At 40.7% G+C, this 26,621-nt stretch carries 25 protein-coding genes; 15 read left to right on the top strand and 10 right to left on the bottom strand.

Annotation, left to right across the window (positions count from 1 at the left end):
* Positions 1-168 precede the first annotated feature (168 nt).
* The 4 genes from PSR9079_RS00680 to PSR9079_RS00665 form a co-directional block, all read right to left on the bottom strand.
* Positions 169-759 (bottom strand): HAD family hydrolase, encoded by a 591-nt coding sequence (locus PSR9079_RS00680; RefSeq protein WP_149980045.1) that lies wholly within the window; start codon positions 757-759, stop codon positions 169-171.
* A gap of 88 nt (positions 760-847) precedes the next feature.
* The gene (gene araA, locus PSR9079_RS00675) at positions 848-2,347 is read right to left on the bottom strand and encodes an L-arabinose isomerase (protein WP_149980044.1); all 1,500 of its coding nucleotides are present in this window, start codon (positions 2,345-2,347) and stop codon (positions 848-850) included.
* Positions 2,348-2,369: 22 nt separating this feature from the next.
* Complete coding sequence (locus tag PSR9079_RS00670) at positions 2,370-3,071, bottom strand: L-ribulose-5-phosphate 4-epimerase (RefSeq protein ID WP_064665185.1); 702 nt, start codon at positions 3,069-3,071, stop codon at positions 2,370-2,372.
* Complete coding sequence (locus tag PSR9079_RS00665) at positions 3,068-4,720, bottom strand: ribulokinase (protein ID WP_149980043.1); 1,653 nt, start codon at positions 4,718-4,720, stop codon at positions 3,068-3,070. The genes PSR9079_RS00670 and PSR9079_RS00665 overlap by 4 nt, the downstream gene beginning before the upstream one ends.
* 238 nt (positions 4,721-4,958) lie before the next feature.
* Here PSR9079_RS00665 and tal point away from each other — a divergent pair, with 238 nt between their 5' ends.
* Positions 4,959-5,912 (top strand): transaldolase, encoded by a 954-nt coding sequence (gene tal / locus PSR9079_RS00660; protein WP_149980042.1) that lies wholly within the window; start codon positions 4,959-4,961, stop codon positions 5,910-5,912.
* A 107-nt stretch (positions 5,913-6,019) separates the two neighbouring features.
* Here the strand turns inward: tal and tkt are convergent, their stop codons facing one another.
* The gene (gene tkt / locus PSR9079_RS00655) at positions 6,020-8,020 is read right to left on the bottom strand and encodes a transketolase (protein WP_149980041.1); all 2,001 of its coding nucleotides are present in this window, start codon (positions 8,018-8,020) and stop codon (positions 6,020-6,022) included.
* 733 nt (positions 8,021-8,753) lie between these two features.
* Complete coding sequence (gene cas6f, locus PSR9079_RS00650) at positions 8,754-8,963, bottom strand: type I-F CRISPR-associated endoribonuclease Cas6/Csy4 (RefSeq protein WP_149980040.1); 210 nt, start codon at positions 8,961-8,963, stop codon at positions 8,754-8,756.
* A 491-nt stretch (positions 8,964-9,454) separates the two neighbouring features.
* Here cas6f and PSR9079_RS00645 point away from each other — a divergent pair, with 491 nt between their 5' ends.
* From PSR9079_RS00645 to PSR9079_RS00610, 8 genes are all read left to right on the top strand, one after another.
* A complete protein-coding gene (locus tag PSR9079_RS00645; protein WP_145234179.1) occupies positions 9,455-10,408 on the top strand; it encodes an SPFH domain-containing protein in 954 nt (317 codons plus the stop codon).
* Positions 10,409-10,426: 18 nt separating this feature from the next.
* The gene (locus PSR9079_RS00640) at positions 10,427-10,879 is read left to right on the top strand and encodes an NfeD family protein (RefSeq protein ID WP_149980039.1); all 453 of its coding nucleotides are present in this window, start codon (positions 10,427-10,429) and stop codon (positions 10,877-10,879) included.
* 317 nt (positions 10,880-11,196) lie between these two features.
* Entirely contained in the window at positions 11,197-11,871 is a 675-nt protein-coding gene (locus PSR9079_RS00635; RefSeq protein ID WP_149980038.1) for an ABC transporter ATP-binding protein, read from the top strand.
* On the top strand, positions 11,865-12,836 hold the full coding sequence (locus tag PSR9079_RS00630) for an HlyD family secretion protein (protein WP_149980037.1): 972 nt from the start codon (positions 11,865-11,867) through the stop codon (positions 12,834-12,836). Before PSR9079_RS00635 ends, PSR9079_RS00630 begins: the two co-directional genes overlap by 7 nt.
* A complete protein-coding gene (locus PSR9079_RS00625) occupies positions 12,826-13,986 on the top strand; it encodes an efflux RND transporter periplasmic adaptor subunit (protein ID WP_149980036.1) in 1,161 nt (386 codons plus the stop codon). Before PSR9079_RS00630 ends, PSR9079_RS00625 begins: the two co-directional genes overlap by 11 nt.
* On the top strand, positions 13,983-15,179 hold the full coding sequence (locus tag PSR9079_RS00620; RefSeq protein ID WP_149980035.1) for an efflux RND transporter periplasmic adaptor subunit: 1,197 nt from the start codon (positions 13,983-13,985) through the stop codon (positions 15,177-15,179). The genes PSR9079_RS00625 and PSR9079_RS00620 overlap by 4 nt, the downstream gene beginning before the upstream one ends.
* Positions 15,179-16,414, top strand: a complete 1,236-nt coding sequence (locus PSR9079_RS00615) for an ABC transporter permease (protein ID WP_145234192.1) — start codon at positions 15,179-15,181, stop codon at positions 16,412-16,414. Before PSR9079_RS00620 ends, PSR9079_RS00615 begins: the two co-directional genes overlap by 1 nt.
* A gap of 32 nt (positions 16,415-16,446) precedes the next feature.
* The gene (locus tag PSR9079_RS00610) at positions 16,447-17,286 is read left to right on the top strand and encodes a patatin-like phospholipase family protein (RefSeq protein ID WP_392352556.1); all 840 of its coding nucleotides are present in this window, start codon (positions 16,447-16,449) and stop codon (positions 17,284-17,286) included.
* Between the two features lie 156 nt (positions 17,287-17,442).
* Here PSR9079_RS00610 and PSR9079_RS00605 read toward each other — a convergent pair whose 3' ends face one another.
* Positions 17,443-19,068 carry a methyl-accepting chemotaxis protein gene (locus tag PSR9079_RS00605; RefSeq protein WP_145234197.1) on the bottom strand — a complete coding sequence of 542 codons (1,626 nt, stop codon included), beginning with the start codon at positions 19,066-19,068 and terminating at the stop codon, positions 17,443-17,445.
* A gap of 140 nt (positions 19,069-19,208) precedes the next feature.
* On the opposite strand from PSR9079_RS00605, the gene PSR9079_RS00600 reads away from it, so the two are divergent.
* The gene (locus tag PSR9079_RS00600) at positions 19,209-20,021 is read left to right on the top strand and encodes a type 2 periplasmic-binding domain-containing protein (protein ID WP_246175458.1); all 813 of its coding nucleotides are present in this window, start codon (positions 19,209-19,211) and stop codon (positions 20,019-20,021) included.
* A 200-nt stretch (positions 20,022-20,221) separates the two neighbouring features.
* Positions 20,222-20,692 (top strand): DM13 domain-containing protein, encoded by a 471-nt coding sequence (locus PSR9079_RS00595; RefSeq protein ID WP_145234199.1) that lies wholly within the window; start codon positions 20,222-20,224, stop codon positions 20,690-20,692.
* A gap of 98 nt (positions 20,693-20,790) precedes the next feature.
* On the opposite strand, the gene PSR9079_RS00590 is transcribed toward PSR9079_RS00595, so the two are convergent.
* The 3 genes from PSR9079_RS00590 to ahpC form a co-directional block, all read right to left on the bottom strand.
* Entirely contained in the window at positions 20,791-21,195 is a 405-nt protein-coding gene (locus tag PSR9079_RS00590) for a GFA family protein (protein WP_145234201.1), read from the bottom strand.
* A gap of 134 nt (positions 21,196-21,329) precedes the next feature.
* Positions 21,330-22,904 carry an alkyl hydroperoxide reductase subunit F gene (ahpF, locus tag PSR9079_RS00585; RefSeq protein ID WP_149980034.1) on the bottom strand — a complete coding sequence of 525 codons (1,575 nt, stop codon included), beginning with the start codon at positions 22,902-22,904 and terminating at the stop codon, positions 21,330-21,332.
* A 103-nt stretch (positions 22,905-23,007) separates the two neighbouring features.
* Positions 23,008-23,577 (bottom strand): alkyl hydroperoxide reductase subunit C, encoded by a 570-nt coding sequence (gene ahpC / locus PSR9079_RS00580; RefSeq protein WP_149980033.1) that lies wholly within the window; start codon positions 23,575-23,577, stop codon positions 23,008-23,010.
* A 245-nt stretch (positions 23,578-23,822) separates the two neighbouring features.
* Here ahpC and PSR9079_RS00575 point away from each other — a divergent pair, with 245 nt between their 5' ends.
* The 4 genes from PSR9079_RS00575 to PSR9079_RS00560 are packed head-to-tail and all read left to right on the top strand — an operon-like array spanning position 23,823 to position 26,475.
* Positions 23,823-24,242, top strand: coding sequence for a DUF3429 domain-containing protein (locus PSR9079_RS00575; protein ID WP_149980032.1), 420 nt, complete (start codon positions 23,823-23,825; stop codon positions 24,240-24,242).
* Between the two features lie 57 nt (positions 24,243-24,299).
* Positions 24,300-24,671 (top strand): hypothetical protein, encoded by a 372-nt coding sequence (locus tag PSR9079_RS00570; RefSeq protein WP_145234209.1) that lies wholly within the window; start codon positions 24,300-24,302, stop codon positions 24,669-24,671.
* Positions 24,672-24,679: 8 nt separating this feature from the next.
* Complete coding sequence (locus PSR9079_RS00565) at positions 24,680-25,483, top strand: class I SAM-dependent methyltransferase (protein WP_145234211.1); 804 nt, start codon at positions 24,680-24,682, stop codon at positions 25,481-25,483.
* Between the two features lie 2 nt (positions 25,484-25,485).
* Positions 25,486-26,475, top strand: a complete 990-nt coding sequence (locus PSR9079_RS00560) for a Gfo/Idh/MocA family protein (protein ID WP_149980031.1) — start codon at positions 25,486-25,488, stop codon at positions 26,473-26,475.
* Positions 26,476-26,621: the final 146 nt, after the last annotated feature.

The raw sequence follows: 26,621 nt of genomic DNA, 5'->3' as shown, positions 1-26,621 counted from the left end.
CACTGCTATTGCAAAGATACCGCGAGATAATTTTTTAATCGATGTTGACGACTGATGAACCGCTGTTAGGCGCTGAGTTACACATTGCAATGACATGACAATAACCTTATTATAATTGTATTTATACTTTTATAATACAATATAGTGATCGATTGCAAATTTATTCGCCTAACTTTCTAGTTGTATTTTGCCGTCTTTGACTAAAATGCAGTCCATACCACCAGCCTGAGCTGCTTGATAGCCTATTTGCGTGTCTTCAAACACCACACAATTTTGTGGTTGAATGTTTATTTGTTTGGCTACGCTTAAAAAAGTTTCTGGGTGTGGTTTACCGTGGCGAACATCACTGGCAGTAACTAATGCGTCTATTTTATCGATTAACCCTGTTTGAGTTAGATGCTCAATGGCATGCGCACGGTCCGCGCCAGTACCTACCCCAATAGGCATTTTGCCATGGTAATAGTTTAATACATCGACTGTCTCAGTAATGATTTCTGGCTGATGGTTTAAGCCTAACCAAAATTGGTGTTTTTGCTTGGCAACTTCATCAGGATCATGACTAAGTCCATATTTTTCATTGAGAATATCAACAGTAGCAAGCGTTGGTACACCACCTAAACTATACATATAGTCATAGTCAAACGGATAACCTAATGCATGGCAGGTCAGCTCCCATGCTTGTAAATGAGAGCCCATCGAATCGATAAGCGTGCCATCCATATCAAAAATAATGCCTTGGTATTTTGTGAGATCGAGCATGTGTACTCCAAAGTCTTAGAAAACAAAAGCCAACTTTACTATAAAGTTGGCTTATTTAGTTAACTTAGATCACTGCTGTTATAGGTGATTAAAGCCCACGTTTTAACATGTAATACGCTGCATTGTGGCGTAGCTCTGTTTTGAAACCACGGATGCTGGTATCAGCATCGATAATCATCGTTTCAACACCTGCCATTTCAGCAAAATCAACAATCATATCGGTTGTAACAGCTTGGCTGTACGCAGTATGGTGTGCACCACCTGCATGGATCCACGCAGCAGACGCCACTGATAGATTCGGTTTTGGTTCCCACAATGCTGATGCAACTGGTAAATGCGGTAATTCAGCCGGTGGCGTTACTGTATCTACTTCGTTGATCAAAATACGGAAACGGTTACCCATATCAATTGGCGAAACGTTAATCGCAGCACCGGCTTTAGCAGTAAACAATAAACGGCCCACATCACATTTCACACCGATGGTGTGCGTGTGAACTTCAAGGCGTGGTTTTTGCGCTGCAATCGATGGACATACTTCTAACATGTGAGCACCTAGTACTTGGTCGGTATCACCCATGTTATACGTGTAATCTTCCATAAATGAACAACCGCCTTCACGGCCTTCACCCATTACTTTCATGATGCGTACCATAGCGGCTGTTTTCCAGTCGCCTTCACCGCCATAGCCATAGCCTTTAGCCATTAAGCGCTGCGTTGCAAGTCCTGGTAAACCTGATAAACCAGACAAGTCTTCAAAACAGTTAGTGAATGCTTTAAAGCCACCTTTTTCTAAAAAGCGTTCCATACCAAGCTCTAAACGCGCTTCGTTGCGTAGCATCGATACTTTGTAGTCATCTTGCAACGTTTCATCGCTGATCACATAGTCAGTTTTGTATACTTCAAGCTGGGCATCGACTTCAGCATCAGTTACGGTATCAACAACTTTAACGAGCTCCGCTACGCCAAAGGCATGTACTTCATAACCAAAAGTGATTTGTGCTGATACTTTGTTACCTTCTGTAACCGCAACTTGGCGCATGTTATCGCCAAAACGTGCCACTTTAAGTGTTTGGCTCTCAGCCCACCCTTTAGCAGCGCGGCACCAATCATCAATTTGCTTTTGCACGTCAGCACGTTGCCAGTGACCAGCCACTACTTTACGCTCTTTACGCATTACAGTACCAATAAAACCAAACTCACGATCACCATGCGCACTTTGGTGGGTGTTCATGTAGTTCATATCAATGTCAGCCCACGGTAACGCGGCATTAAATTGTGTATGAAGGTGTAACCATGGCTTACGTAATTCGTTTAAACCAGCAATCCACATTTTTGCTGGTGAGAATGTATGCATCCACAATACTAAACCTACACAGTTAGGATCGGTGTTTGCTGCTTGGCAAACCGCATGAATTTCTTCAGGTGTTTTTACCGTTGGCTTACAGACTAAGTTAACCGGTAAATTTGCTTCGCTATTTAAACCAGCAACAATTGCAGCGCTATTATCTGCAACGGTGTTTAACACTTTTGGGCCATATAAATGTTGTGACCCAGTTACAAACCAAACTTCTTTCATTGACGACGGCATATATAAATTCCTCTTGTACTTGTTAGCCACGGTTACTTTGGCCGTAGTAGGCATCTTTACCGTGTTTTCTTAAATAATGTTTATCCATCACAGACTTCTTAAGCGCACCCGCATTTTGATCAAGCGTGCGAGTTAAGTAAGCCATGCGAGCAATTTCTTCTAGCAGCGCTGCGTGATACACAGATTGCGCTGCATCTTTACCCCACGTAAACGGTGCGTGCCCTGCCACAATCACCATTGGTGCTGCTTTTGGGTCGCGGTCTTTATAAGCATCAGTAATTTGAATACCGGTCTCAAGCTCATAATCGCCATTTACTTGCGCATCAGTTAGTTCGCGGGTGCAGGTAATGTCACCGTGCACATAATCAGCATGAGTCGTACCAAAGCAAGGAATGCTCTGCTTTGCTTGTGCCCATGCAGTGGCATACGTTGAATGAGTATGGGTAACGCCACCAATGTCATTAAAATGACGATATAAGTGAATATGAGTTTTGGTATCTGAAGAAGGGCGCATGCTGCCCTCAACGATGTTGTTTTCGAGATCAACAATCACCATGTCTTCAGCTTTCATTTGGTCATACGACACACCACTTGGTTTAATCGCAATCACACCTTTGTCGCGGTCAATTTGCGATACATTACCAAAGGTATAAATCACTAAACCACGACGTTGTAATTCCATGTTAGCTTCAAATACTTCACGCTTTAACTCTGTGTAGCTCATGATTTTGCTCCATCAACATACTGTGCAAGGGCTTGATAATTAGCGTATAGCTCATCATAAACAGCAACCCGCTCAGGGTTAGGTAAATATTGATGACACACGGCAGACGCCATCACCTGTTGCGCATCAGCAACCGTCGCATATTCACCTGCAGCAACAGCAGCCATAATTGCAGCGCCAAGCGCACAGCTTTGCTCACTTTCAAGTACGTCAATTGGGCAATTCCATACATCCGCACAGGTTTGCATTACGTAATCTGATTTTTTTGAAATGCCGCCAATTACCACTACTGAATCAATCGGCACGCCTTCATTTTGAAAGCGTTCGGTGATCGCACGAGCGCCAAAGGCCGTCGCCTCAACTAATGCTTTAAAGAACTGCGGCGCGTCAGTGCCCATTTTCATGCCCGTCATGGCCATTGCTACGCTTTGATCTGCATCAGGTGTGCGACGACCGTTGACCCAGTCAAGTGCTGTTACATCGGTATTTTTAACCGGTAACGCACTGGCAGCTTTTGATAAATCAACTAAAATTGAGTCTTCAATTTTATTGATCAAGCTTTGTTCAACGTCGTTTAAATTTGCTAATTGGCGAGTCGGCCATAGCATCAGGTTTTTAAACCATGCGTATAAATCGCCAAACGCAGATTGACCCGCTTCAAGGCCAATCATGCCTGGGATCACTGAGCCATCTACTTGACCACAGATACCTTTAACACAGGTATCGCCAAGTTGCTGTTTTGAAGTAACAGTAATATCACAAGTTGAAGTACCCATTACTTTAGTTAAAACACCTGGACGCACATTGGCAGCAACTGCCCCCATGTGACAGTCAAACGCACCGTAACCTACAACTACATTCTGTGATAAACCAAGTTTATCAGCCCATTGCGCTGTTAATTTACCAGCGACTTGGTCACTTGGTTGGGTTGCTGCATTAAGCGTATCAACCACACCATCTAATAATGGGTCAATATTGCTGAAGAAACTATTTGGTGGGAAACCACCCCATTGCTCATTCCACATTTGTTTGTGGCCCGTTGCACAGCGTCCCAGTGTTAATACTTCTGGGTGAGTGGTGCCACACATCAATGCCGTCATCCAATCACAATGCTCAACCCACGAGTAAGTTGCCGCTTTTACAGCCGCATCATCTCTAAAAATATGTAATGCTTTAGCCCAGTACCATTCTGATGAATAGATGCCGCCCATGTGTGAAAGATAATTAACCTCGTTATTGGTCGCGGCTTTGGTGATCTCATTCGCTTCTTTAATCGACGTATGGTCTTTCCAAAGAATGAACATCGCATTAGGGTTTTCAGCAAATTCTTCAGTCAGCGCTAAAGGCGTGCCTTGGCTATTAATCGCCACTGGCGTTGAGCCTGTGGTATCAAAGCTCATACCTATTACTTTATCCGCAGTTCCCGCAGGTACTTGTTGCCATAGACCATTGACGACCTCAATCAAGCTGTCGATGTAGTCTTGTGGATGCTGGCGAAATTGATCTTTACTTGGATCGCAATATAAACCTTGCGCCCAACGCGGATAATTCACTAAATGGCTAGCCAGCTCTTTACCTGTGGTTACATCAACAAGCAGTGCTCTTACTGAATCAGAGCCATAATCTAAGCCCAATGTATAACGAGACATAAATACCTTTCACTAATTGGATACTAACAATGTTAGTCATTACTGTTATTTGTATGATAATATCAATAATGACGGGTTGTAAAGGTATTATAAAAATATTATTAACAGATTTATTCTGAAATATTCGTGACACCTGTGCCCTTTAAACTAATGTTTTGCACTAATAAAGGGCTTAAACCATGTCATAAGCAATGCTAAAAGCCGTTAATTTATTTTGTATGATGAAAATAGGATGTCTATGTCTAGCCAATTAGAACAATTAAAAACCATGACCACTGTGGTTGCTGATACCGGTGATTTTGAAGCGATCGATCAATATAAGCCGCAAGATGCCACTACCAATCCATCGTTATTGCTCAATGCGATTAAAATTGAAAAATACCGCCCACTGGCTGTTGAAGCCGTTGCTTGGGCTAAGCAACAAACAAGTGACAATGCACAGGTGATCAGCAAAGCTGCTGACAAACTGTCGGTACTAATTGGTGCAAATTTAATGGCTCAAGTGCCAGGGTTAGTGTCTACCGAAGTAGATGCGCGCTTATCGTTTGACACTCAAGCAACTATTGATAAAGCCCTTGAGCTTGTTGCGCTCTATAAAGAGCAAGATATTGATACCTCGCGCGTACTGATCAAAGTGGCGTCTACATGGGAAGGTATTCAAGCAGCAAAAGTACTCGAGCAACAAGGTATTCGCTGTAACCTAACGTTGGTGTTTGCATTTGCTCAAGCTCGTGCGTGTGCTGAAGCAGGTGCTTATTTAATCTCGCCTTTTGTTGGTCGTATTCTTGATTGGTATAAAGCAAACCAAACTGATAGCGATTTTAGCGGTGCTAATGATCCAGGCGTACAGTCTGTTGCACATATTTATAACTTCTTCAAAAAGCACGATTATAAAACCATCGTTATGGGTGCAAGCTTTAGAAACATCAGCGAAATCCAATTACTGGCAGGTTGTGATAGATTAACTATCAGCCCAGGGCTATTATCAGAACTAGCCGCAACAGATGCCCCATTAGCGCGTCAACTGACTGCTGCTACTGAAACAGTTGCCCCGCCAACGCCTATGACTGAGCAAGCATTTCGCTGGGAAATGAATCAAGATGCCATGGCCACTGAAAAACTAAGCCAAGGTATTCGCCAATTTGCAATTGACCAAGAAAAACTAGAAGCCATTCTAGCTGAGCTGATCTAAGCTTCAGTCGTTATATAAAATCAATTCTGCAAATAAAAAAGCCCGCTGATTTAATTAAATCAGCGGGCTTTTTGTTCAGGTAAATTTTTAACCCAAGTTCAAAACAATTAAGCGTCTAGTAACGCATTAGCCTTAGCAACTAGGTTACTCACAGTAAAGCCAAAGTATTCAAGCAGAACTGGTCCTGGCGCTGACTCACCAAAGGTAGTCATACCTAGTACATCGCCATCTTGGCCAACATATTTATACCAAAAATCGCTATGTGCAGCTTCTACCGCAATTTTAGCAACACCAACAGGTAATACACTCTGGCGATAGGCTTTATCTTGCAAGTCAAACTGATTGGTACATGGCATAGATACAACACGAACCTGTTTACCCTGCGCAGTTAGATCAGCTGCTGCATTAACCGCTAATTCAACTTCAGAACCAGTGGCAATAATGATCAGCTCAGGTGTGTGCTCGCTATCAACTAAGATATAGCCACCTTTAGCAACATTCGCTAGTTGCTCTTTAGTGCGCGGCATTGCTTTAGTACCTTGGCGACTAAAGATCAATGCACTTGGGCCAGCTTCTTTGATTAAAGCCTGACTCCATGCAACCGCTGTTTCAACTTCATCACATGGGCGCCAAGTCGACATATTTGGCGTCATACGCAAATTAGCAATTTGTTCAATCGGCTGATGGGTCGGGCCATCTTCACCTTGACCAATTGAATCATGGGTATACACAAAAATACTGTGTGCTTTCATCAATGCCGCCATACGCACAGCATTACGCGCGTATTCCATAAACATTAAGAAAGTTGCACCAAATGGGATAAAGCCGCCATGCAGCGCAATACCATTCATTATCGCGCTCATGCCAAACTCGCGTACGCCATAAAATACATAGTTACCGGCAGCATCATCTTGCAAGCCTTTCGCGTCAGGCCATAAAGTTAAGTTGGAACCGGCTAAATCAGCGGAGCCTCCCATAAGTTCAGGCAAATGCTCAGCAAAGAAGGTAATGGCATTTTGTGATGATTTACGGGTTGCTATGTTTTGCATATCTTCTTGGCACTTGGCAATGTACTGATCAGCAATTTCTGCAAAGTTGCTCGGTAATGATTTAGCCGTTACACGGCGGTTAAATTCTTTACTCAGCTCTGGGTGTGCTTTGCTGTAAGCGGCAAAGGTTTGTTGCCATGCGCTTTCTAAATCTTGGCCTTTGGCTTGGCCATTCCACTCATTGTATAGATCTTGAGGAATTTCAAACGCTGGATGTGGCCAATTTAGTTGCTCACGAACCGCTGCAATTTCATCATTACCCAGTGGTGAACCGTGACAATCATGACTACCCGATTTATTGGGCGAACCAAAACCAATCACCGTTTTACAACAGATAAGCGTTGGCTGATCTGGGTTAGCTTGCGCAGCTTCAATAGCACTGGCAATCGCGGCCATATCGTGACCATCAACGCCACTAATAACCTGCCAACCGTATGATTCAAAGCGTTTTGGGGTATCGTCAGTAAACCAGCCTTCTACTTCGCCATCAATTGAGATGCCATTATCATCCCAAAAAGCGATGAGTTTACCTAACTTTAATGTACCTGCTAATGAACATGCTTCATGAGAGATACCTTCCATCAAACAACCATCACCTAAAAAGCAGTAAGTGAAGTGATCAACGATATCAAAATGTGGTTTATTAAATTGTCCAGCTAAGGTTTTTTCAGCAATTGCCATTCCAACAGCATTGGCAATACCAGCACCAAGTGGCCCTGTTGTTGTTTCAACCCCTGGTGTATAACCATACTCTGGGTGACCCGGCGTTTTAGAATGCAGTTGGCGAAACTGTTTAATGTCTTCAATACTGACATCATAACCACTTAAATGTAGTAATGCGTACTGCAACATAGAGCCATGGCCGTTTGACAACACAAACCGGTCGCGGTTAGGCCAATCAGGATTTAATGGATTGTGGCGGTGAAAGTTTTGCCAAAGTACAGCAGCAATATCGGCCATCCCCATTGGTGCACCTGGGTGACCTGAATTAGCTTTTTGAACGGCATCGACAGCAAGCATGCGGATTGCATTTGCAGATTGAGAACTGGGAAGAGTCATCTGTTACTATTTCCTGTTAATATTATATTATAAATAATATCTCAAAATGTAATATAAATAGCAATCAGAAATCGCCCGAACTCGCTAAAAACAGTTCTTCAGCACATACAAATGCAGCTCTGCAAATCATTTACCTAGAACTTAACGATTTTTTGCACAAAAAAACAGACAGTGAGGGTAAATGAAAAACCATGAAATAATTTGTAGCTCGTGCTTAGCACGTTAAGCATATCGTCGCCGTAAACATCCGTAGTGTGGCTTGTAGGAGATCGCTTTAGCGCCGAATAGTGATCAAAAAACTCGTTCCACTGCCTCGCCACCTAAGCGGTCTGTGTCGTAGGCGCTAAGCTTGCTGGCGCACAAATATACGACACCATTTTCAATATTATCCACCGTAGGCGCTAAGCTTGCTGGCGCGACAGTACTTCAAATAAACCAAAGGTTTAACAATCCGTCCATGGAGCTTGGTCACATCGGTCATTGCCTAAATGGATTTAGGTACTTAGATTTTGTCGGGAACAAAAATCTGCCATGACCTCACTTCTTCGCGCTGCGAAACTTCGTTTCGGTCACTCATCACCTAAGCTGCCTGTGCGGCAGTAAACTATAGAATATCAGCATAAAAATAAGTTACAACAAGCCATTAGGTTAAATATTACTATTTTACCTTATCAAAAACGATATGTTATAACCCATTGTTTTTATAGAAAATTTTAAAGAGAAAAATAAAGGGTTAAAACCAAGGTATCGTGGCAACTTTACTTAATCCATAAGAATCAAACTTACCATCAATAAGTTTATCTTTTAAATCACTAAACGCAAAGAATTTGCGATGCACTTGTTCTGTTGAACCGCTGAACAAATCTAGATAAGGATTATCAGCAGCACCAAGTACATATTTACATTGTTTGAAAAAATGTGCACTTTGTTTTGAGCTAAACATGGTGCGGGGTCTATTCTTATATGAAGGTGAGTTTAACTATGTAAGGTATTCACTTTGAGTTTGCTAATCTTAAATTAACTGAGAGGCTCACAAACAGACTTCCTTTTCTGCCTGAACGATTTGCTTTAGTTCAAAAATCAAACATACTTTCTGTGTGCATCTTCAAAAAACATGACCATAATATTGCAATCGTAATTAACTTACCGACATACTTTGTCACGATTTTTCACTAGCTGGGCTTACAGCTCAATGGTAATGTAGGGTTAGTCACATATATAAATTAAAAATACCAATCGTATTAAGTTACTGACCATTTATAGCGACCGATAAATGGAGTGATAACAAGGCATAAATTTTGACATGTAGTTGTTCTACATGAAAAATTTATAACGCAGTTAGCGCTTTATTTAGCACGCTAGAATGGTTAAATATTTAATTCGATTGGTATTTAAGTGACACGCCATATTGGCCACTATTAAAGGAGAGTATCTATGGACCCGATAACGCAAGTTCTCAACATGTTATTCACTGTTGAGGCGTTTTTACTCATTTTTGTTTTAGTACTGCTAAAAAGTAGTGTTAAATTTGTGCCGCAAAACCGTGCGTGGCTCATTGAACGTTTTGGTAAGTATCAATCAACTAAAGAAGCAGGCCTAAACTTTATTGTGCCGTTTGTTGATCGTATTGCCGCTGATCGTAGCTTAAAAGAGCAAGCTCAAGATGTGCCGTCGCAATCTGCTATTACCAAAGATAATATTTCATTGATTGTTGATGGTGTATTGTATTTCCGTGTGATGGATCCATACAAAGCCACTTATGGTGTTGATGATTATGTGTTTGCCGTTACGCAATTATCGCAAACAACGATGCGTTCAGAGCTTGGTAAAATGGAGCTAGATAAAACCTTTGAAGAACGTGATGTACTAAATACTAATATTGTTGCGGCAATTAACCAAGCCGCAGATCCTTGGGGTATTCAAGTATTACGTTATGAAATTAAAGATATTGTGCCACCGCAATCAGTAATGGAAGCGATGGAAGCACAAATGAAAGCGGAACGTGTTAAACGTGCACAAATTTTAGAATCAGAAGGTGATCGTCAAGCTAATATCAATGTCGCTGAAGGTAAAAAACAAGCGCAAGTACTAGCCGCTGAGGCAGAAAAAGCCGAACAAATCCTGCGTGCTGAAGGTGAAGCTAAAGCCATTATTGCGGTAGCCGAAGCACAAGCTGATGCACTACGTAAAGTCGGTGAAGCAGCTGATACTGAGCAAGGTCAAAAAGCCATTCAATTAGACCTCGCCTCAAAAGCCATTGCCGCGAAACAAGCCATTGCTAAAGAATCGTCAGTTGTTTTATTACCCGATAACGGCACCGATGCCAGCTCTATGGTAGCGCAAGCGATGTCGATTATTAATACCTTAAATACCAAACAAAAAGGTTAAGCTGTAAAGGAGCAAACTATGGAGTTCATTACCAATAATTTAGCCCAAACACTGATGATCTTAGGTGTACTGGCACTGATAATTGAAGTAGCAGTGCTGGGAATGTCGACCTTTATATTATTGTTTTTGGGTATATCATTATTTGCAACTGGATTAATGATGAACTTCGCGCTGTTAGAAGACTCATTAACCACCGCACTTTGGAGTAACACCTTGATCACCGCCGCATGCGCTGTTTTACTATGGAAACCGCTAAAACGCATGCAAGAGAATGTTGATAATAAAGAAGTGAAAAGTGACTTTGCTGAGCTTGATTTTGTGCTCACTAGCGATGTTGATGAGTTAGGTGTTAGTACCTACTCGTATTCCGGAGTGAGCTGGAAACTAAAAAGCCAGCAACCACTAAGTGCTGGCACCCATGTAAAAGTGGTAAAAAAAGAAGTCGGTGTTATGTGGGTTGCAGCAATTTAACCTAGATGTGGGTATAACACTCTGAATATGCTGTATGATTTTTACCATAAAGCCAGCCAAGAAGTTTTTATCGAATTACTTGGCTTTTTTGTAACAAAAAATATTCGCTAAACCCGCACAACTCTTAGCTAAAACGCAATAAATGAAATATAAAACCACGCAATTGTTAACTGACAATGATTAAATTAGCCTTTAAATGTTAAAACAATTAAAGGCTGCAAATAGACGTATGTTTAACTACTATATTTGGACTTGTGTCTCGCTATAAAACTCGCTAGTTTAACTAATCAGATAATAATAAAAACAAAAGTAACTGTATGATCAGGGTCGAAAATCTTTGCCGTACTTATGGTGCAGGCGAAACGCAAGTCATTGCATTAAGTAATGTTTCATTACATATTGAAGAAGGTGAGTTTGTCGCCGTGATGGGCGCTTCCGGTTCAGGGAAGTCGACTTTAATGAATATCCTTGGGTGTCTCGATACACCAACCTCAGGCAGTTATTTGCTCTCTGGTGAAAGTATTAAAGAAATAGATGACGAAAGCTTGTCAGCTATCCGCAATAAAAAAATTGGCTTTATATTTCAAACCTTTCACTTATTAACTCGCCTTAGTGCTCAAGAAAATGTGTCTTTGCCGCTGCGCTATACTGACACCCCAAAACAGCAAGCCAGTGAGCGCGCTATGGCGATGCTGGATAAAGTTGGCTTGCAAAATCGCGCACACCATAAACCCTTTGAAATGTCCGGTGGTCAGCGGCAACGAGTTGCTATTGCCAGAGCATTAGTAAACGAGCCAAAAGTCATTTTTGCTGATGAACCAACGGGTAACCTCGATAGTAAAACGTCTCATGAAATTATGCAGTTGCTTTGCTCACTCCACCAACAAGGACATACTTTGGTCATGGTAACCCATGAAGAAGATATTGCTGCTTATGCTAAGCGAATTATTCGGATGAAAGATGGCATAGTCATAGAGGATAGCGGATGTTAAAAAGTCAATGTTTCAAAGCCTGTTTAGGATTATTACTTTGCAGCTTAGCTTTCTCAAGCAATGCGCAAAGTTTGTTACTCAGCGGTGAGCTAAAAGCCAGCGATAAGCAAATTTTTTATGCTCCAAAATCAGACAATTGGCGAGTACAAGTGCAATGGATGATGAAAGAAGGCGAAATAGCGCAACAAGATGATGTTGTTGTGGTGTTTGATAGCGGCTCGATTGCCACTGAAATTGAACAAGATGAAGTAAGTTTAGAGGCCGCCGAAGAAGAGCTGCTTAGGATCACTACCAGCAATCAAGAAAAACAAATAGAAGCTGAGTTTAACTTTAAGCGCACGGAGCTTTTACTAGCGCGTGCCCGTATTGATGCAGCTATTCCACACGCTAACTTGAGTACCTATGATTATCAAAAAAATCAGCTCGAACTTGAAAAAGCCCTGATCAATAAACAAAAATCATCCGAAGAACTCAGCCAAGTTAAAACTGAAAACACCGTTGCGCGCAATAAGCAGTTACTGACTATTGAACAACTAAAAACAGACCTTGCATACAATAAAACGCAACTGGCAAGTATGAGCATTAAGGCACAGCGTACAGGGCCCGTTTTATATGCAAACCATCCGTGGAATGGCGAAAAAGCATTTGTCGGTATGACAGCCCAACCAGGCTGGAAAATTGTCGAAATACCGGCCATGAGTGAACTCTACATTGAAGCCTGGGTACACGAAATTGATTATCAACATTTACAACTTGGCCAACAGGCGCAATTGTTATTTGACGCCTATTTACAACAGCCGCTCAATGCGACTTTAAGCGAAATTTCAACTCAGCCAGAAGAACGCCTTCAGTGGGGCAAAGATGCCTACTTTAGAACTCGCTTTAACTTTAACGCTCAGAATTTAAAACTGTTACCAGGCATGAGTGCAAAATTAACAATCGGAGAAGACTCTGATGAATCATAACGTTTTATGCATAATATTGAGTATGTTGCTATTAACTGCATGTAATGACGATAAGCAAGAATATTATCTGGTGAAAAAGAGTGATATTGCTATCACGGTTAATGCCAATGGCGAACTGGAGTCATCAACCAGTGCGATCATTGCCCCGCCGTCGGTTGCTCGTATGTGGCAATACCAAATTAAGACTATGCTAGCGGAAAACACCCAAGTTAAAAAAGGCCAAGTGGTGGTATCGTTTGACGACAAGCAAGTTCGCGATAAGCTAATCGACAAACAATCTTCATTAGAGCGAGCAAAAAAACAACTCGAAAATGCGCAAAATAAAGAGCTTATCAAAGAGCAAGAACTGACCCTCAGCGTTGCCGAAATGAAAATGAACTACGATAAAGCTAAACGCAAAGCAGAGATTATTGATCAATCCCGCTCTGAAGTTGAACGTAAAAAGTCACAAATTGATTTTACTATTGCAAACAACGATCTAACACTTGCTAAAAGTAAGCAAGCGTTTCAGCAACAGAGCAAAGAACTAAACTTAAAAATGGTGCAAAGCAAAGTTGCACGGCTGCAAAGTGAGGTAGACGGGTATTTGCAAGATATTGAACGCCTTAAGGTAAAAGCCCCAATTGATGGGCTGGTAATTTATAAAACCAATTATGAAGGTGAAAAGTCATCCATTGGTGAAAGTGTGCAATATGGTCAGCCTGTTATTGAGCTTGCTGTACTTAAAAATATGCAAGTAAAAGCACAAATTGATGAACCCGACAGCGGTAAAATTGCCCCAGGGCAAACCGTTAAAATAACCATTGATGGCAGTAGCGAACTAGTTGTGTCAGGGAAAATAAAGAGTTTGGGTCGTGTATTTAGAGAAAAGTCATATCAAGATAAGCGTCGGATTGTGGATGCCATTGTTAGTATTGATAATATTGACACCAGTGTTATTCGCCCAGGACTTACTGCGCGCTTAGAAATCACCACAGCTCGCTTACCTCAAGTATTAAGTATTCCTTTAACCAGTTTGCAATATGATCAACAAGGTCCCTATGTTACAACCACTGAAAATAACAAACAATTTATAGAGATAAGTCACTTTACCGATAATCTCGCCGTAGTTAAAAGCGGCCTACAACTAGGCGACGAGGTAAAATTATGAAAACGTGTTTTGCACTTAGCTTAATTGTTACGGCTTTATTTATCAGCGGTTGTTCAGAAGAACATGAAATTCAAAACGCGCTCACTTATACGGTTAGTGAACACAGTTTTAAAACTGAGGTTGAAGCCAAAGGGCATTTGATCGCAGCAAATGAAACCCTAATTGTTGCGCCAGCATCAAGCCGTGGGCCACAAACTTTAGCGTGGTTAATGCCAGAATATAGCCAAGTTAAAAAAGGTCAGGTCATTGCTCGTTTTGATGGCGAACAAATGCGTCGGCAAAGCCAAAAGAACGCCAACCAAGCGGCTTTAGCTGCGCAAGATTTAGCACAAAAATCAGGAGAAATAGATAAAGATAAGACTATTTTAGAACACGATATTGTATTGGTTAATGAAGAAAAGCAATTTGCCGAAGATTACTCAATTGAAGATGAACGTATTCGCTCTAAATTAGATATTTTAGAGTCACAACAAAATGTTGAGTTTTTAAATGCAAAGCATAACTACTACGACTGGCAAACTGGCCGTTTTGAGCAAAGTGCCACCGGAGAGTTGATGTTATTAAAAATGAAAGAAGACCAATACAAACAAAAATTAGCAACATTGAACACTAACCTATCATTGCTTGAGATCATCGCCCCTCACGATGGCTTATTAACCCATAGTACTAATTGGCGCGGCGAAAAACCGCGAGCGGGTGAATCCTTATGGCCTGGTCAAAAAATAGCAGCACTGCCTGATGTTAGCCAAATGCAGTTGATGTTATATGTGTCTGAACGTGAAGCAATCGATTTATCCGTAGGTCAGTCACTTACATTCAAACTTATTGCATTGCCTGAGCAGCAATTTAGTGGCGAGTTAATTGAAGTATCACCGTTTCCTAAATCAATAAAACGCGGCGATCCACAAAAATTTTACGAGCTAAAAGCAACGATAAATCAGCAAAATAACGCTTTACGCCCGGGTTTAAAACTCAATGCGACTATTTTAGTGACACCGCAAAGTGAGCGTTTAGTGGTACCCAAACAAAGTGTTTTTACCGAACAAAATGCGCATTATGTCTATGTTGAAGAAGCTGGCGAATTTGTCAAAAAGACCGTTTTATTAGGCAAACATAACCTTAGTCATGTAGAGATCCTCGCAGGTTTAGCTGCTAATGATGTGATCTCACTCATTGATATAAAGGACATCTGATGAAATATTTAACTTTATTTATCGACACCGCCTTAGAGCTTGCACAGCATAAGTTACGTACTTTACTGACTTTATTAGGGATGATATTTGGTGTCGGTGCCGTCATTGCTATGCTCAATATTGGTGAAGGTGCTGAACGTGAAGCCATGAAAATGATTGACTCTATGGGGTTATATAATTTGATTGTTAATGGCAAAGAGTTCGATGAAAAAGAACTCAAAGAGCAACGTAAGCATTCGGCCGGTTTAAGCCTGCGTGATGCCCAAGTTGCCCACGACTCGCTGCCTTTTGTTACCGATTTTGCCGCACAAAAAACCATCGAGACGTATCATATTTTTAGCCAATACAACAACAGCGACGCCAATGCCGTAGGTGTAAGCGCTAATTATTTTCAGCTGTCACATTTTCAACTATTTGCTGGGCGTATATTAAATAAAAACGATCAACAACGGTTTGCTCAAGTGGCAATGCTTGGCGCAAATACTGCCAAGCAACTATTTCCGTTAGGTGACGCACTCGGTCAACAAATAAAAATTAACCACTTATGGTTTAAAGTAGTCGGTATTTTACAAGCGCCTTATTTAAAGAAAAAAGAATTTCAAGGAGTCAAACTTGGTAACGAACAAAACCAAGTATTTATTCCACTTAGTACTGCATTACACCGCTTTGAGAGTGGCTTACTTGATAGTGAAGTCAGCAGCTTGAAACTAGCCATTGATAAATCGGTTGATCCAATTGTTGCCGCACAAGCACTGGAACATTTACTGCAAAATCGCCACAGTGATATTGATGATTTTGAATTAGTTATTCCTGCCGCGTTATTAGCCCAGCAAAAACAAACCCAGCAAATATTTAATATTGTGATGTCCTGCGTGGCAGGCATTTCACTCTTGGTTGGCGGTATCGGTATTATGAATATCATGTTGGCGACGGTGCTTGAACGCACTAAAGAAATTGGCTTACTGCGTGCTATTGGTGCAACACAAAAAGACATTCGAATACAATTTATTGCCGAGAGCTTTACCATTTCTATTTTAGGTGGCCTACTGGGTGTGGTATTTGGTATTGGCTTGTCTGAAATTATTTCTATGTACTCGCAGTGGGCGGTATCGTGGTCAATGACCGCCATCGTGCTATCGTTTAGTATTTGTGCGTTAGTCGGCCTTATTTTTGGTGTATACCCCGCGATCAAAGCGTCACAGCTTGATCCTATTGAAGCACTGCAAAGTGATTAACTCGAATGTTAGTAGTAAAAGGAGAAAATTCAGTGAACAACAAACACACCCTTGTTGTAGAAGGTGGTGCAATGCGCGGCATATTTGCCACCGGCGTACTTGATGCGTTCTTAGGGGCACAATACCAACCATTTAATCGCTGCTTTGGTGTTTCTGCTGGGGCAACGAATATTGCGGCTTATTTATGCCAACAAGCTAAACGTAATCATAAAGTGATCACTGATTATTCATGCCGACCCGAGTTTATTAATTTAGCGCGCTTTATCCGTGGTGGGCATTTATTTGACTTAGATTGGTTATGGCAAACCACCATGGCTGATATTCGTTTAGATCTTGGCACATTTGCAGCACAGAACTGTGAATTTTATATAGTCGCAACCGATATAGACACAGCATCAGCGCAGTATTTAAAAGCGACAGCAGAGCAAATGGAGCAGCAGTTAAAAGCCTCCTGTGCGATTCCTATTGCTTATCGAGATTACCCAGTAATTGATGGTATTGCCATGACCGATGGCGGTGTGGCTGATTCAATTCCGATCCGAAAAGCCTATCAAATGGGGGCTGAAGAAATCACGGTAGTTTTATCACAACCACTTGGATATCGTAAAAAAACCAGTAAGGCCCCATGGTTTACACGCCGCATTTATAAAAACCACCCGGCACTTGCCAGTGCATCTTTAGCTCGTGCTGATAACTATAATGCCAGTATTGCGTTTATTCATAATCCACCTGCAGACTGTAAAATAAATATCATCGCACCACCTGCTGACTTTAACGTTGGCCGCACCACTAAAAACTATCAAAAGCTCAGCGATGGTTACCAAATGGGGATTGTGGCTGCACAGCAACATTTGCAAAGCATACAGCTATAGAACAATGATTTTATCTATAAAAAAGTGTGTGGCAGCTTATTTTTTTTGCTGATGTTGTCACAAAACTGCGCGAACCAAACCTTGTGAAAACGAATAAATTTAGACTGTACCTTGTCATTCGTACTCTATTAATAACAAGGTACACTCATTACAGTGTTATATTTTAAACTCATTTACTTGTTGTTGTAACATACTTGCGAGTAAGGCCAACTCCTGTGATGCTTGTGCGTTTTGCTGTGAACTTTCACTCACTGATGCAATACTAGAACTAAACTCGTTGATGTTACTACTTAATTCATTGGCCACCATTTTTTGCTCTTCAGTGGCTGTTGACACTTGCGTGTTCATATCGGCAATTTCGGTTACCTCTTGATTTATTTCAGTTAAAACTTGTGATGAATATTCTGCATGATCAACACTTTCTTGTGCACTACTTTCAGCGTTGCCCATAGCAACAACAGCTTGTTGAGCCATACCTTGTAGCTTGCTGATCATTTCATTAATACTCGCTGTGGCTTTTTGGGTATTATGAGCAAGCTGCCTTACTTCATCGGCAACAACAGCAAAACCACGACCAGAATCCCCTGCTCTTGCGGCTTCAATCGCAGCATTTAAAGCCAGTAAGTTAGTTTGCTCTGCAACGCCTTGGATCATCATTACAACCTGATTTATATCATTTGTTTGTGTATTAAGATCGTTTATTAATTGTGTATTTGTATTTACTAACTTAGATAACGTTTGGATTGAGCTAATATTATCAGCAACGGCTTGCTGCCCTTGTTGTGCTTTACTATCTGCATTAGTGGCTTTTTCTGATGTGGCCATCGCATTTTGTGCCACTTGTTCAATCGCACTACTCATTTGCGTAATGGCTGTCGCAATCATTGTAGACTGTTGCTCTTGCTCTGTGGCTGTTGAGGCCACTTGCTCACTAATTGAGTTCATTTCTTCTGCCGCAGAAGATAAAGTTAACGTCGCCCCAGATACATCGGTTACTAAAGTATGTATACGTGACAACATATTATTAAAGTTTCGCGCAGTATCTGCAATTTCATCTTCACCAAGTACATTGGCTCGTATTCGCAAGTCAGCATTATTTGCAATTTGCGTAATGGTATCGCGCAGCGCCATCAATGGATTTTGAATTGAACGATAAATAAAATAAGCAATGGCTAACAACAAAAAAATCAACAGTGCTACTGATAATTTCATCACTAGACTTACTAACGCAAAGTTTTCGTCGGCTTGTTTTTTAAAGTGATTCGCTTCATTTAATTGCAGCTCTATTAAAGCTTGATAGCTCGCACTTAACGGATCGAATACATCATATAGATCAGTAACAAACTGCTGTTGAGAGAGTGACTGGAAATCCCCATTGCGTATTTTATTCAACAAATTTTTGAGGTGCGCTTGAACTGGCTTAAGTTTTTGTTCAACAGTATTTACTAAGCTTTTTTCTTCACTGGTTAAGTCTGTACTAAGGTAAGTATTCCATTCTTTATCGGCTGTATTTTGAGACTGCTGTACTGCCGCTAATAAATCATTTTGGCTTATAGTCCCAGCTCTAAATTTATGAAGTAAATCAACAATATTAACTGCGTAGTTATCTGACACTGTTTTTATCTGTTTCAATGGTACGACACGGTTTTCATATAAACTGTCAATTCCTTTGACTAACCCTCCCATAGTACTAATTGAATATATGGCAGTAATCGTAAATATTACAACAGGTAAAAGCGCTAATACAATTAAACGGGAACGGACCAAATAATTATTTAACATAGTATTCCAAAGCTACAACTTTAATATTTACAAGTATAATACGTAATTCAAAAGCCTCTACGTTTTTATAATATTTTTTGCAACAATAAGGTATTATAATTTTGCTATACTAGAGTCATAAAATTTTAAGTTATAGCTCAATGATGAAATTGTATAATTTTGGCGTGCTCTGGTTATTGTTATTGCCTCTGGCGTTTACTAGCTTTGTACACGCAAATGAAGCAATCGTTAATCTTCATTTAGCCAGCCCCAGCAACACCGATACCCCTCGTAATCACTATATTCATGCGCTGTTAACGCTCGCCTTTGCTGAGCAAGGAAAACAGGTTGATTTTATATACTCCATTAGACCAATGAATAAAAAACGCGTGGTGGAAGAGTTGTCAAAAGCAAGCAGTATTAATTTAGCTTGGCTATCGCTCCCTGCTAATAGCTACCCAGATTTACATCATACCTCATTGTCAATTTACCAAGGTTTACACGGCAAGCGATTACTAATAATTAATAAAAATCAACAACCGCGCTTCGCTGAAATATCAACTTCAGCACAGCTTAAGCCTTTAATCGCATTACAAAAGCAAAGTTGGTCTGATTATGATGTACTTATCCGCAATGGCTTCACTGTTAATGGTGAGCTAGATTATAAAGGCATGACTAGAGCACTCGAGACAGGTTTGGCAGATTATTTTCCTCGCTCTGTATCAGCTATTGCCGCTGAGGTGACTAAACTGCAGCATCAAAACTTAATGATTGAACCAACGATCATGTTGCAATACCCGAGTCATTATTATTTTTACACTCATAAACAAAACGATGCTTTACTAATGGAGTTAGAGGCAGGGTTACTAAAACTTCAAAAAAACGGTAAGTTTGCGCAGCTTTATCAACAATTTTTTGGTGAGAAAGAACGAGATCTCGCATTATCATCGAGAAAAGTTTTTCACCTAAATTAGCGACACCATAGCTCACATTACTTATTGCGAGCTAACAATTAAGTCAGTTCACAATAGGGTCAAGCACCCTAATAAAGTAAATACTTAAATGAAGATTGAACTCGCCCAATCCAATTTTGTAAGCTAGCTTATAACTATAGATGAAGGCATCCGCTTGTTTTGCCCTATATACTGAATACTCTCATGGATAAGGTCTTATTATGATGCGTAAATTGTGGCAGGTAGTCGTTTATCTGATGATATTTTGTGTTGGCTTTGTTGCGGGGTTATACACACTGCCAATTTTAACGGCCCCACCATCCCCCAGCAAACTTGAGCTAGCCACACATGCTCAGCAAGCACTTTATAGTGGTGAATTCAAAGCTGATCTCGCAGGCTCCGATGCTTTGCATTATGGTAACGGCCAAGTCAGATTAACCAATGCAATGATCTCTTTTGATGGCACCTTGAGCCCAGGCCCAGATTACCAACTTTATTTAGCTAATCGCTTTATTGATAATGAAGCCGATTTTTTAGCCTATAAAGGCACAATGACAAGGGTTGCAAGCATAAATACATTCGATGGTTTTATAATTAAGGTGCCAGCCGATATTAATATTGCACGCTTTAACACTGTTATTGTGTGGTGTGAGAGTTTTGAACAATTTATAACCGCGGCTCAGTACCAATGAACAAGTACTGGGAAACAACTGCTTTAAAAGCAACAGAGAGTTGCGGCACAGACTATTTACCAGTTTACTTATTATAAAAACACTATCAGCCAACGAACTTAGCGGGTCGGTTCAAAACCATCATAGTGTGGGATATCAGCATTTATTTGCTCCCAATTCGCTTTTGAGCTAACAAAGTTATGGCTCATAGGACGCTCTGTAATATCGCTATCGAGTATACCCAGACGCAACCTTAGTCTGCTTATATCATCAAGGTTTTCACTGTAGATTGGGCTGCCACATGCACTACAAAAATAGCGGATACGCCCTAGTTTAAATTCAAAGCTGCTTAACCACTCATTGCCTTTGGTTACTTTAAAGTCAACACGAGAGATAAATCCATTGGTTGCAAATGCAGTACCACTGGCTTTACGACACAACGAGCAGTGGCAATGAATAATGCTCTGGATCGGGCCATCAATTTGCACTGTGACCTTGTTACACAAACAACTTCCTTGATACATGCTAAAACTCTTTAAAAAATAAGTCTAAATACTAGCACAATTTTTTATACAAAAAAGCCGCCTTTGGAGAGGGCGGCTTGGGTGAACAAACAGCTATGGGTGGGAGCTGTTATATCAAGAGACTATAATTTGATTTATGCTACGCGTTGCTCTTCACTAGATGTTTGACGAATTAAGTAATCAAATGCCCCGAGGCTTGCTGTTGCACCACTGCCCATCGCAATGATGATTTGCTTAAATGGTGTGGTCGTTGCATCTCCCGCAGCATATACTCCCGCTAAAGATGTCGCTCCTTTTGCATCTATTATTATTTCGCCAAACTGACTGAGTTCAACATTACTGTCTTTTAACCATTCAGTGTTAGGTATTAAGCCTATTTGCACAAATATACCGGCTAAGTTTAACTGTTTGTTCTCACCTGAGGTGCGATCAGTATAGCTTAAGCCCGTCACTTTTTTACCATCACCGAGTACTTCTGTAGTCTGTGCATTCTTAATAATAGTGATATTTTTTAAACTATTGGCTTTACGAATAAGGACGTCATCGGCGCGTAACGTATCTGCAAATTCAAGTACTGTAACGTGCTCAACAATATTAGCTAAATCAATTGCCGCTTCAATGCCCGAATTACCACCACCAATAACGGCAACTGGTTTGCCTTTAAATAACGGCCCATCACAATGTGGACAATACGCTACACCATGACCACGGTATTGTTGTTCACCAGCTACGTTCATTTCACGCCAGCGAGCTCCCGTTGCCAGTACTAACGATTTGGTACTGAGCACAGCTCCGTTTTCAAGCGTGATTTCATAACCATTTTTATAACTAAGACCAACAGCTCGTTGATTGTGCATGACATCTACATCGTACTCTTTAACATGCTCTTCAAGCTGAGCTACGAGCTTAGGCCCCTCGGTTGCTTTAATAGATATAAAATTTTCTATTGCTAGCGTATCAGCTACTTGTCCACCAAATCGATCAGCAACAATGCCCGTATTTAAACCCTTACGTGCTGAATAAATTGCTGCAGATGCACCAGCAGGGCCACCACCTACGACAAGCACATCAAATTGTGATTTTTCATTGAGAGAAGCGGCTTGGCGCTCTGCCCCTTTACTATCAACTTTATTTAAAATATCAGTTAAGCTCATCGCACCTTGGCTAAATGGCTGGCCATTTAAGTACACCGCCGGTACTGCAAGTATATTTCGCTGCTCTACTTCATCTTGAAATAATGCCCCATCAATCATAGTTGCTTTGATGTTGCTATTGTTCGCAGCCATTAAATTAAGCGCTTGTACGACTTGCGGGCATGTTTGGCAACTTAATGAAATATACACTTCAAACTCAAGTGGCTGAGTCAGTGACTTGATTTGGTCAAGATCAGCGGCCGATGCCTTACTCGGATGCCCGCCCGTATGTAACAACGCTAATACCAAACTGGTAAATTCATGCCCCATAGGCACACCAGCAAAGGTAATTTGGCTATCTCGAATAGGTGAAGATACCGTTATTGATGGACGACGTACGCCACTATCTGGATTATCTCGCACCAAAAATTTGTCGCTCAACGACGCAATATCGTTGGCTAAATTGTCAATTTCTATTGATTTTTTGCTGTCATCCAAGGCGATAAGTAGCTCTACAGGATCAGCAATAGCTGCAAAGTGACTTTTTAATTGATTTTTAATGTTGGTATCTAACATGACTTACCCTTGTTTTAGCAAAAATGCCCATCATCACGCTAATGTGCTTAATAAAATTGTGATGATGAGCCTTCAAGCATATTAATGCTTTGTAATAGTCGATTTAAATTTTGCCAACTAAATCAAGCGATGGTGCTAATGTTTCTTCACCTGGCTGCCAAGAAGCCGGACATACTTCACCATCATGAGTCGCAATGTATTGTGCCGCTTGTACTTTACGTACTAGTTCTTTGGCACTACGACCAATACCTAAATCATGTGTTTCAATGATTTTGATTTCGCCCTCAGGGTTCATTACAAACGTACCGCGAAGTGCTAGGCCTTCGTCTTCGATCATTACACCAAAATTACGTGTAATACGCCCTGTTGGGTCACCGATCATTGGGTAAGTAATTTTACCAATAGTGTCTGATGTATCGTGCCATGCTTTGTGAGTAAAGTGAGTATCAGTCGATACTGAGTAAACCTCTACACCCATTTCTTGTAATTGTGCATAGTGATCTGCAACATCACCCAGTTCCGTAGGACATACAAAGGTAAAATCAGCTGGGTAGAAAAAGAAAATAGACCACTTACCTAAAACATCTTGTTCTGAAAGTTCAACAAAATCACCATTGTGGTAAGCCGTTGCATGGAAAGGTTGTAATTTAGTGTTAATTAATGAAGTGCTCATAGTATTCCTCATTTGTTTATTTAAAGTGTAAACAACGCAGGCTGCTGCGTTGGCTTGAGTAATACAATAAGGTGTAAATGAAAGTTAATAAAATTGATTGTTTAGATTAATTCAATCGATTTTATTGAAAGAAGTGGTCATTGTCATCTGGACAGATAGGGCTAAAGCTTTTTTTGCGTCTAATGTTACAATGCCCACTGAAAAATATCGCGAATACGTATTTTTAGTTAATTTTGGGGTAAGCCATGAATAAATTCATCAATCATATCCAGTTAGGCTATTTAGGCTTATTGCCCTTTTTAGCGTGTGTCGGTTGGCCGTTATTAGTCGGTAGTAATAACTTTAATATGCAGTTTTTTACTTTTTATAGTATTGCAATTTTGGCTTTTATGAGTGGTAACTTATGGCACGCTGGACAACAGAGTTATCGAGATGCGATTAAGGCTATACTACCGATTTTACCGCTTGGCTTTTTAGCTTTTTTACCACAACACATAACCTTGGCTTGGTTAGCGGTTAGTTTTTGGCTGGTATTACTATTTGAAAAAACCAGCCCGCAATGGCAAAGCTACCATGCTGATTATCAAAAAATGCGCTTTGTATTAACCTCAGTGGTGTTTGTTTGCCATATATTAGTAATAGGCATTAGTTTATACCCTAACTAGCTCGCCCTTTAAAACGGATTAATGTACCATCCGTGCACTGCTTTTTGAGGAACTAAAATGATAGACCAATTGCGCCAACAGCTTGATCAACTCGGTGAAAACTATGTTGAGAAAAGCGCTCATTTCAAAATTAAAGTGATCCCTTTTTTTTGTGCTATTCAAATCAAGAAAGATCATAAGAGTGAAGGCCGATTATCGTTTTATTCTAATCAATGGCTTGAAATTGCACTCGTGGTACTCTTTTTACTGTTTGGCTTAATGCTCTTCGATCCAGACGCAGGCTTTACTCATGGCCCTATTCATATTGCGTTTGCAGTATTAATCACGTTTAATTTAATTATCAAACAAATCGCGATTGAAGGACTAAAGACTCGCTTAGCGTTTTTACGTTTAATTGATCATGATGCTAAAAACACACCACTAGAATAATTGAATTAATGTATTTAAATCCTAATTGGCGGATCCTTACCGTTGGCGATGGCGACTTATCGTTTTCTCATGCTTTATCTACTGATCTAAAGCCGGCCAAGTTAGTTGCTTCTACCTATGATAGTGCAGCCACGATTACCTTCAAATATGCTGATAACGCACTAAATGCACTGCGAGATCATCACATTACGGTACTTGATAGTTTTGATGTGACTGACCCACAAGCCTGGCAACGCTTAAATGGCGAGCTATTTGATGTGGTGATTTTTCAATTTCCGCTTATTCCTGCTTTTGTCGGGGAGAGTGCTTATCGTGAAAACACCCAAACAACCAGTATGAACACCCTCAACCGGGCTTTGCTACACCAATATATTAAATATGCCACCAGCTATGCTCTTGATAACAATGGCCCAATGTTGTGCTACATCACCTCAAAAGATGTTAAACCATATCGTGAGTGGAATATTGAAGGCAGCTTAAATTATGGCTTAGCATCACGCTATATCGGCCAAATGCCATTTGATATCAGTCCTTTCCCTGGCTATAAAATCCGTAATGTTGATCGTGACAAACACGTAAAAGACACCAGTGGCACCACTTATGTATTCAGCCCCAAAGAAACGACTGAACTCCATAATCGATTAACTATACCAAACTACTTAGCAGTTGATAGCTGTTCGCTGTGCCGAGTAGGTCCATTTCAAGCCAGTGAAGATAAACAAAAACACCTATTAGCTAAAAAGCACCAACAAATGTTAGGCTTTGAGGCAGACTGGCAAGCTTGGCTTGCACAATTCAACAATCAGGAGTGACCATGAATTTTGTGATAGTCGGCACTAATTTTATTAGCGATACTTTACTTGCAGCGGCTAAAACAGTCAGTGAGTTTTCATTATATGGCGTATGTTCGCGAGCCGAGCAAAGCGGTCATGCATTTTTAGCTAAGCACGCTATAAAAAATGCAAAAGTATTTACGACTATTGAGCAAGTATGCAGCGACGACAGTGTAGACGCTGTATATATCGCAGCCCCCAATAGTTTGCATAAAAGCTATGCTGTGGCCTGTTTAAATGCAGGAAAACACGTGTTAGGTGAAAAACCTGCAGCAGCAAATAGCCAAGAATTAGCCGCGATAGTGGACGCAGCAAAACAAAATAATCGCCTTTATATGGAAGCGATGATGACCACTCACTTGCCTAACTTTGCCGTTTTACAACAAGCCATTGCCAAAATTGGGACGCCACGTAAATACATAGGTCAGTATAGTCAATATTCATCACGCTATGATAAATACAAAAATGGTGAGCGCCCTAACACCTTTTTGCCAGCATTCGCTAATGGTGCGCTCGTCGATTTAGGGGTTTATCCGCTATATATCTTGATTGCACTTTGGGGTGCACCAAACACGGTAAAAGCCAGTGGAGTATTACTTGAAACAGGGGTAGATGGTGCTGGTGATATATTACTAAATTATAGTGATAAGCAAGCAGTGATCAGTTATTCAAAAATATCTCAAGGTGATAATTTTACAGAAATCCAAGGTGAGCTGGGCCGTATCAGAATTGAAGCCGTTTCGTTATTAAAACAGATACAATTTATTGCTAATGATGGCAGTGTTGAAGAATTATCACAGCCATTTGATGAACACTTTATGCGCCACGAAGTTGCCCATTTCATTACAATTGCCAACGCAGGACAACTCGAATCACCTATCAATACCCATCAACTAAGTATCAATGTGATGGCTGTACTTGATAAAGCAAGACAGCAACTTGGTGTTATTTATCCAGCCGACCGACTATAAGCTACAAAATATTATTCACGCAAAACAACGCCTCAATGCTTTGAGGCTTGTCAATGTTGTTGTCACTTTTATCATACTCTTGCAATCTGCTCACTAGTTTAATGCGTATCCAATAATAAATAAAATTCATGAATTCTTTAGTTAAT

Source organism: Pseudoalteromonas rhizosphaerae (assembly GCF_902498845.1).
Classification (GTDB): Bacteria; Pseudomonadota; Gammaproteobacteria; order Enterobacterales; family Alteromonadaceae; genus Pseudoalteromonas; species Pseudoalteromonas rhizosphaerae.
Note: the sequence above shows the minus strand (reverse complement) of the source record. Positions and strands in the feature narration are given on the sequence as shown.

Bases quoted from the DNA above. Each gene is read 5' to 3' on its own strand.
- PSR9079_RS00570 (WP_145234209.1), top strand. From the start codon at position 24,300: ATGATAGACCAATTGCGCCAACAGCTTGATCAACTCGGTGAAAACTAT.
- PSR9079_RS00595 (WP_145234199.1), top strand. From the start codon at position 20,222: ATGATGCGTAAATTGTGGCAGGTAGTCGTTTATCTGATGATATTTTGT.
- PSR9079_RS00645 (WP_145234179.1), top strand. From the start codon at position 9,455: ATGGACCCGATAACGCAAGTTCTCAACATGTTATTCACTGTTGAGGCG.
- PSR9079_RS00615 (WP_145234192.1), top strand. From the start codon at position 15,179: ATGAAATATTTAACTTTATTTATCGACACCGCCTTAGAGCTTGCACAG.
- PSR9079_RS00575 (WP_149980032.1), top strand. From the start codon at position 23,823: ATGAATAAATTCATCAATCATATCCAGTTAGGCTATTTAGGCTTATTG.
- PSR9079_RS00640 (WP_149980039.1), top strand. From the start codon at position 10,427: ATGGAGTTCATTACCAATAATTTAGCCCAAACACTGATGATCTTAGGT.
- PSR9079_RS00605 (WP_145234197.1), bottom strand. From the start codon at position 19,068: ATGTTAAATAATTATTTGGTCCGTTCCCGTTTAATTGTATTAGCGCTT.
- cas6f (WP_149980040.1), bottom strand. From the start codon at position 8,963: ATGTTTAGCTCAAAACAAAGTGCACATTTTTTCAAACAATGTAAATAT.
- PSR9079_RS00625 (WP_149980036.1), top strand. From the start codon at position 12,826: ATGAATCATAACGTTTTATGCATAATATTGAGTATGTTGCTATTAACT.
- tal (WP_149980042.1), top strand. From the start codon at position 4,959: ATGTCTAGCCAATTAGAACAATTAAAAACCATGACCACTGTGGTTGCT.
- PSR9079_RS00590 (WP_145234201.1), bottom strand. From the start codon at position 21,195: ATGTATCAAGGAAGTTGTTTGTGTAACAAGGTCACAGTGCAAATTGAT.
- PSR9079_RS00635 (WP_149980038.1), top strand. From the start codon at position 11,197: ATGATCAGGGTCGAAAATCTTTGCCGTACTTATGGTGCAGGCGAAACG.
- araA (WP_149980044.1), bottom strand. From the start codon at position 2,347: ATGCCGTCGTCAATGAAAGAAGTTTGGTTTGTAACTGGGTCACAACAT.
- PSR9079_RS00600 (WP_246175458.1), top strand. From the start codon at position 19,209: ATGATGAAATTGTATAATTTTGGCGTGCTCTGGTTATTGTTATTGCCT.
- PSR9079_RS00560 (WP_149980031.1), top strand. From the start codon at position 25,486: ATGAATTTTGTGATAGTCGGCACTAATTTTATTAGCGATACTTTACTT.
- PSR9079_RS00665 (WP_149980043.1), bottom strand. From the start codon at position 4,720: ATGTCTCGTTATACATTGGGCTTAGATTATGGCTCTGATTCAGTAAGA.
- PSR9079_RS00620 (WP_149980035.1), top strand. From the start codon at position 13,983: ATGAAAACGTGTTTTGCACTTAGCTTAATTGTTACGGCTTTATTTATC.
- tkt (WP_149980041.1), bottom strand. From the start codon at position 8,020: ATGACTCTTCCCAGTTCTCAATCTGCAAATGCAATCCGCATGCTTGCT.
- PSR9079_RS00670 (WP_064665185.1), bottom strand. From the start codon at position 3,071: ATGAGCTACACAGAGTTAAAGCGTGAAGTATTTGAAGCTAACATGGAA.
- ahpC (WP_149980033.1), bottom strand. From the start codon at position 23,577: ATGAGCACTTCATTAATTAACACTAAATTACAACCTTTCCATGCAACG.
- PSR9079_RS00680 (WP_149980045.1), bottom strand. From the start codon at position 759: ATGCTCGATCTCACAAAATACCAAGGCATTATTTTTGATATGGATGGC.
- PSR9079_RS00630 (WP_149980037.1), top strand. From the start codon at position 11,865: ATGTTAAAAAGTCAATGTTTCAAAGCCTGTTTAGGATTATTACTTTGC.
- ahpF (WP_149980034.1), bottom strand. From the start codon at position 22,904: ATGTTAGATACCAACATTAAAAATCAATTAAAAAGTCACTTTGCAGCT.
- PSR9079_RS00565 (WP_145234211.1), top strand. From the start codon at position 24,680: ATGTATTTAAATCCTAATTGGCGGATCCTTACCGTTGGCGATGGCGAC.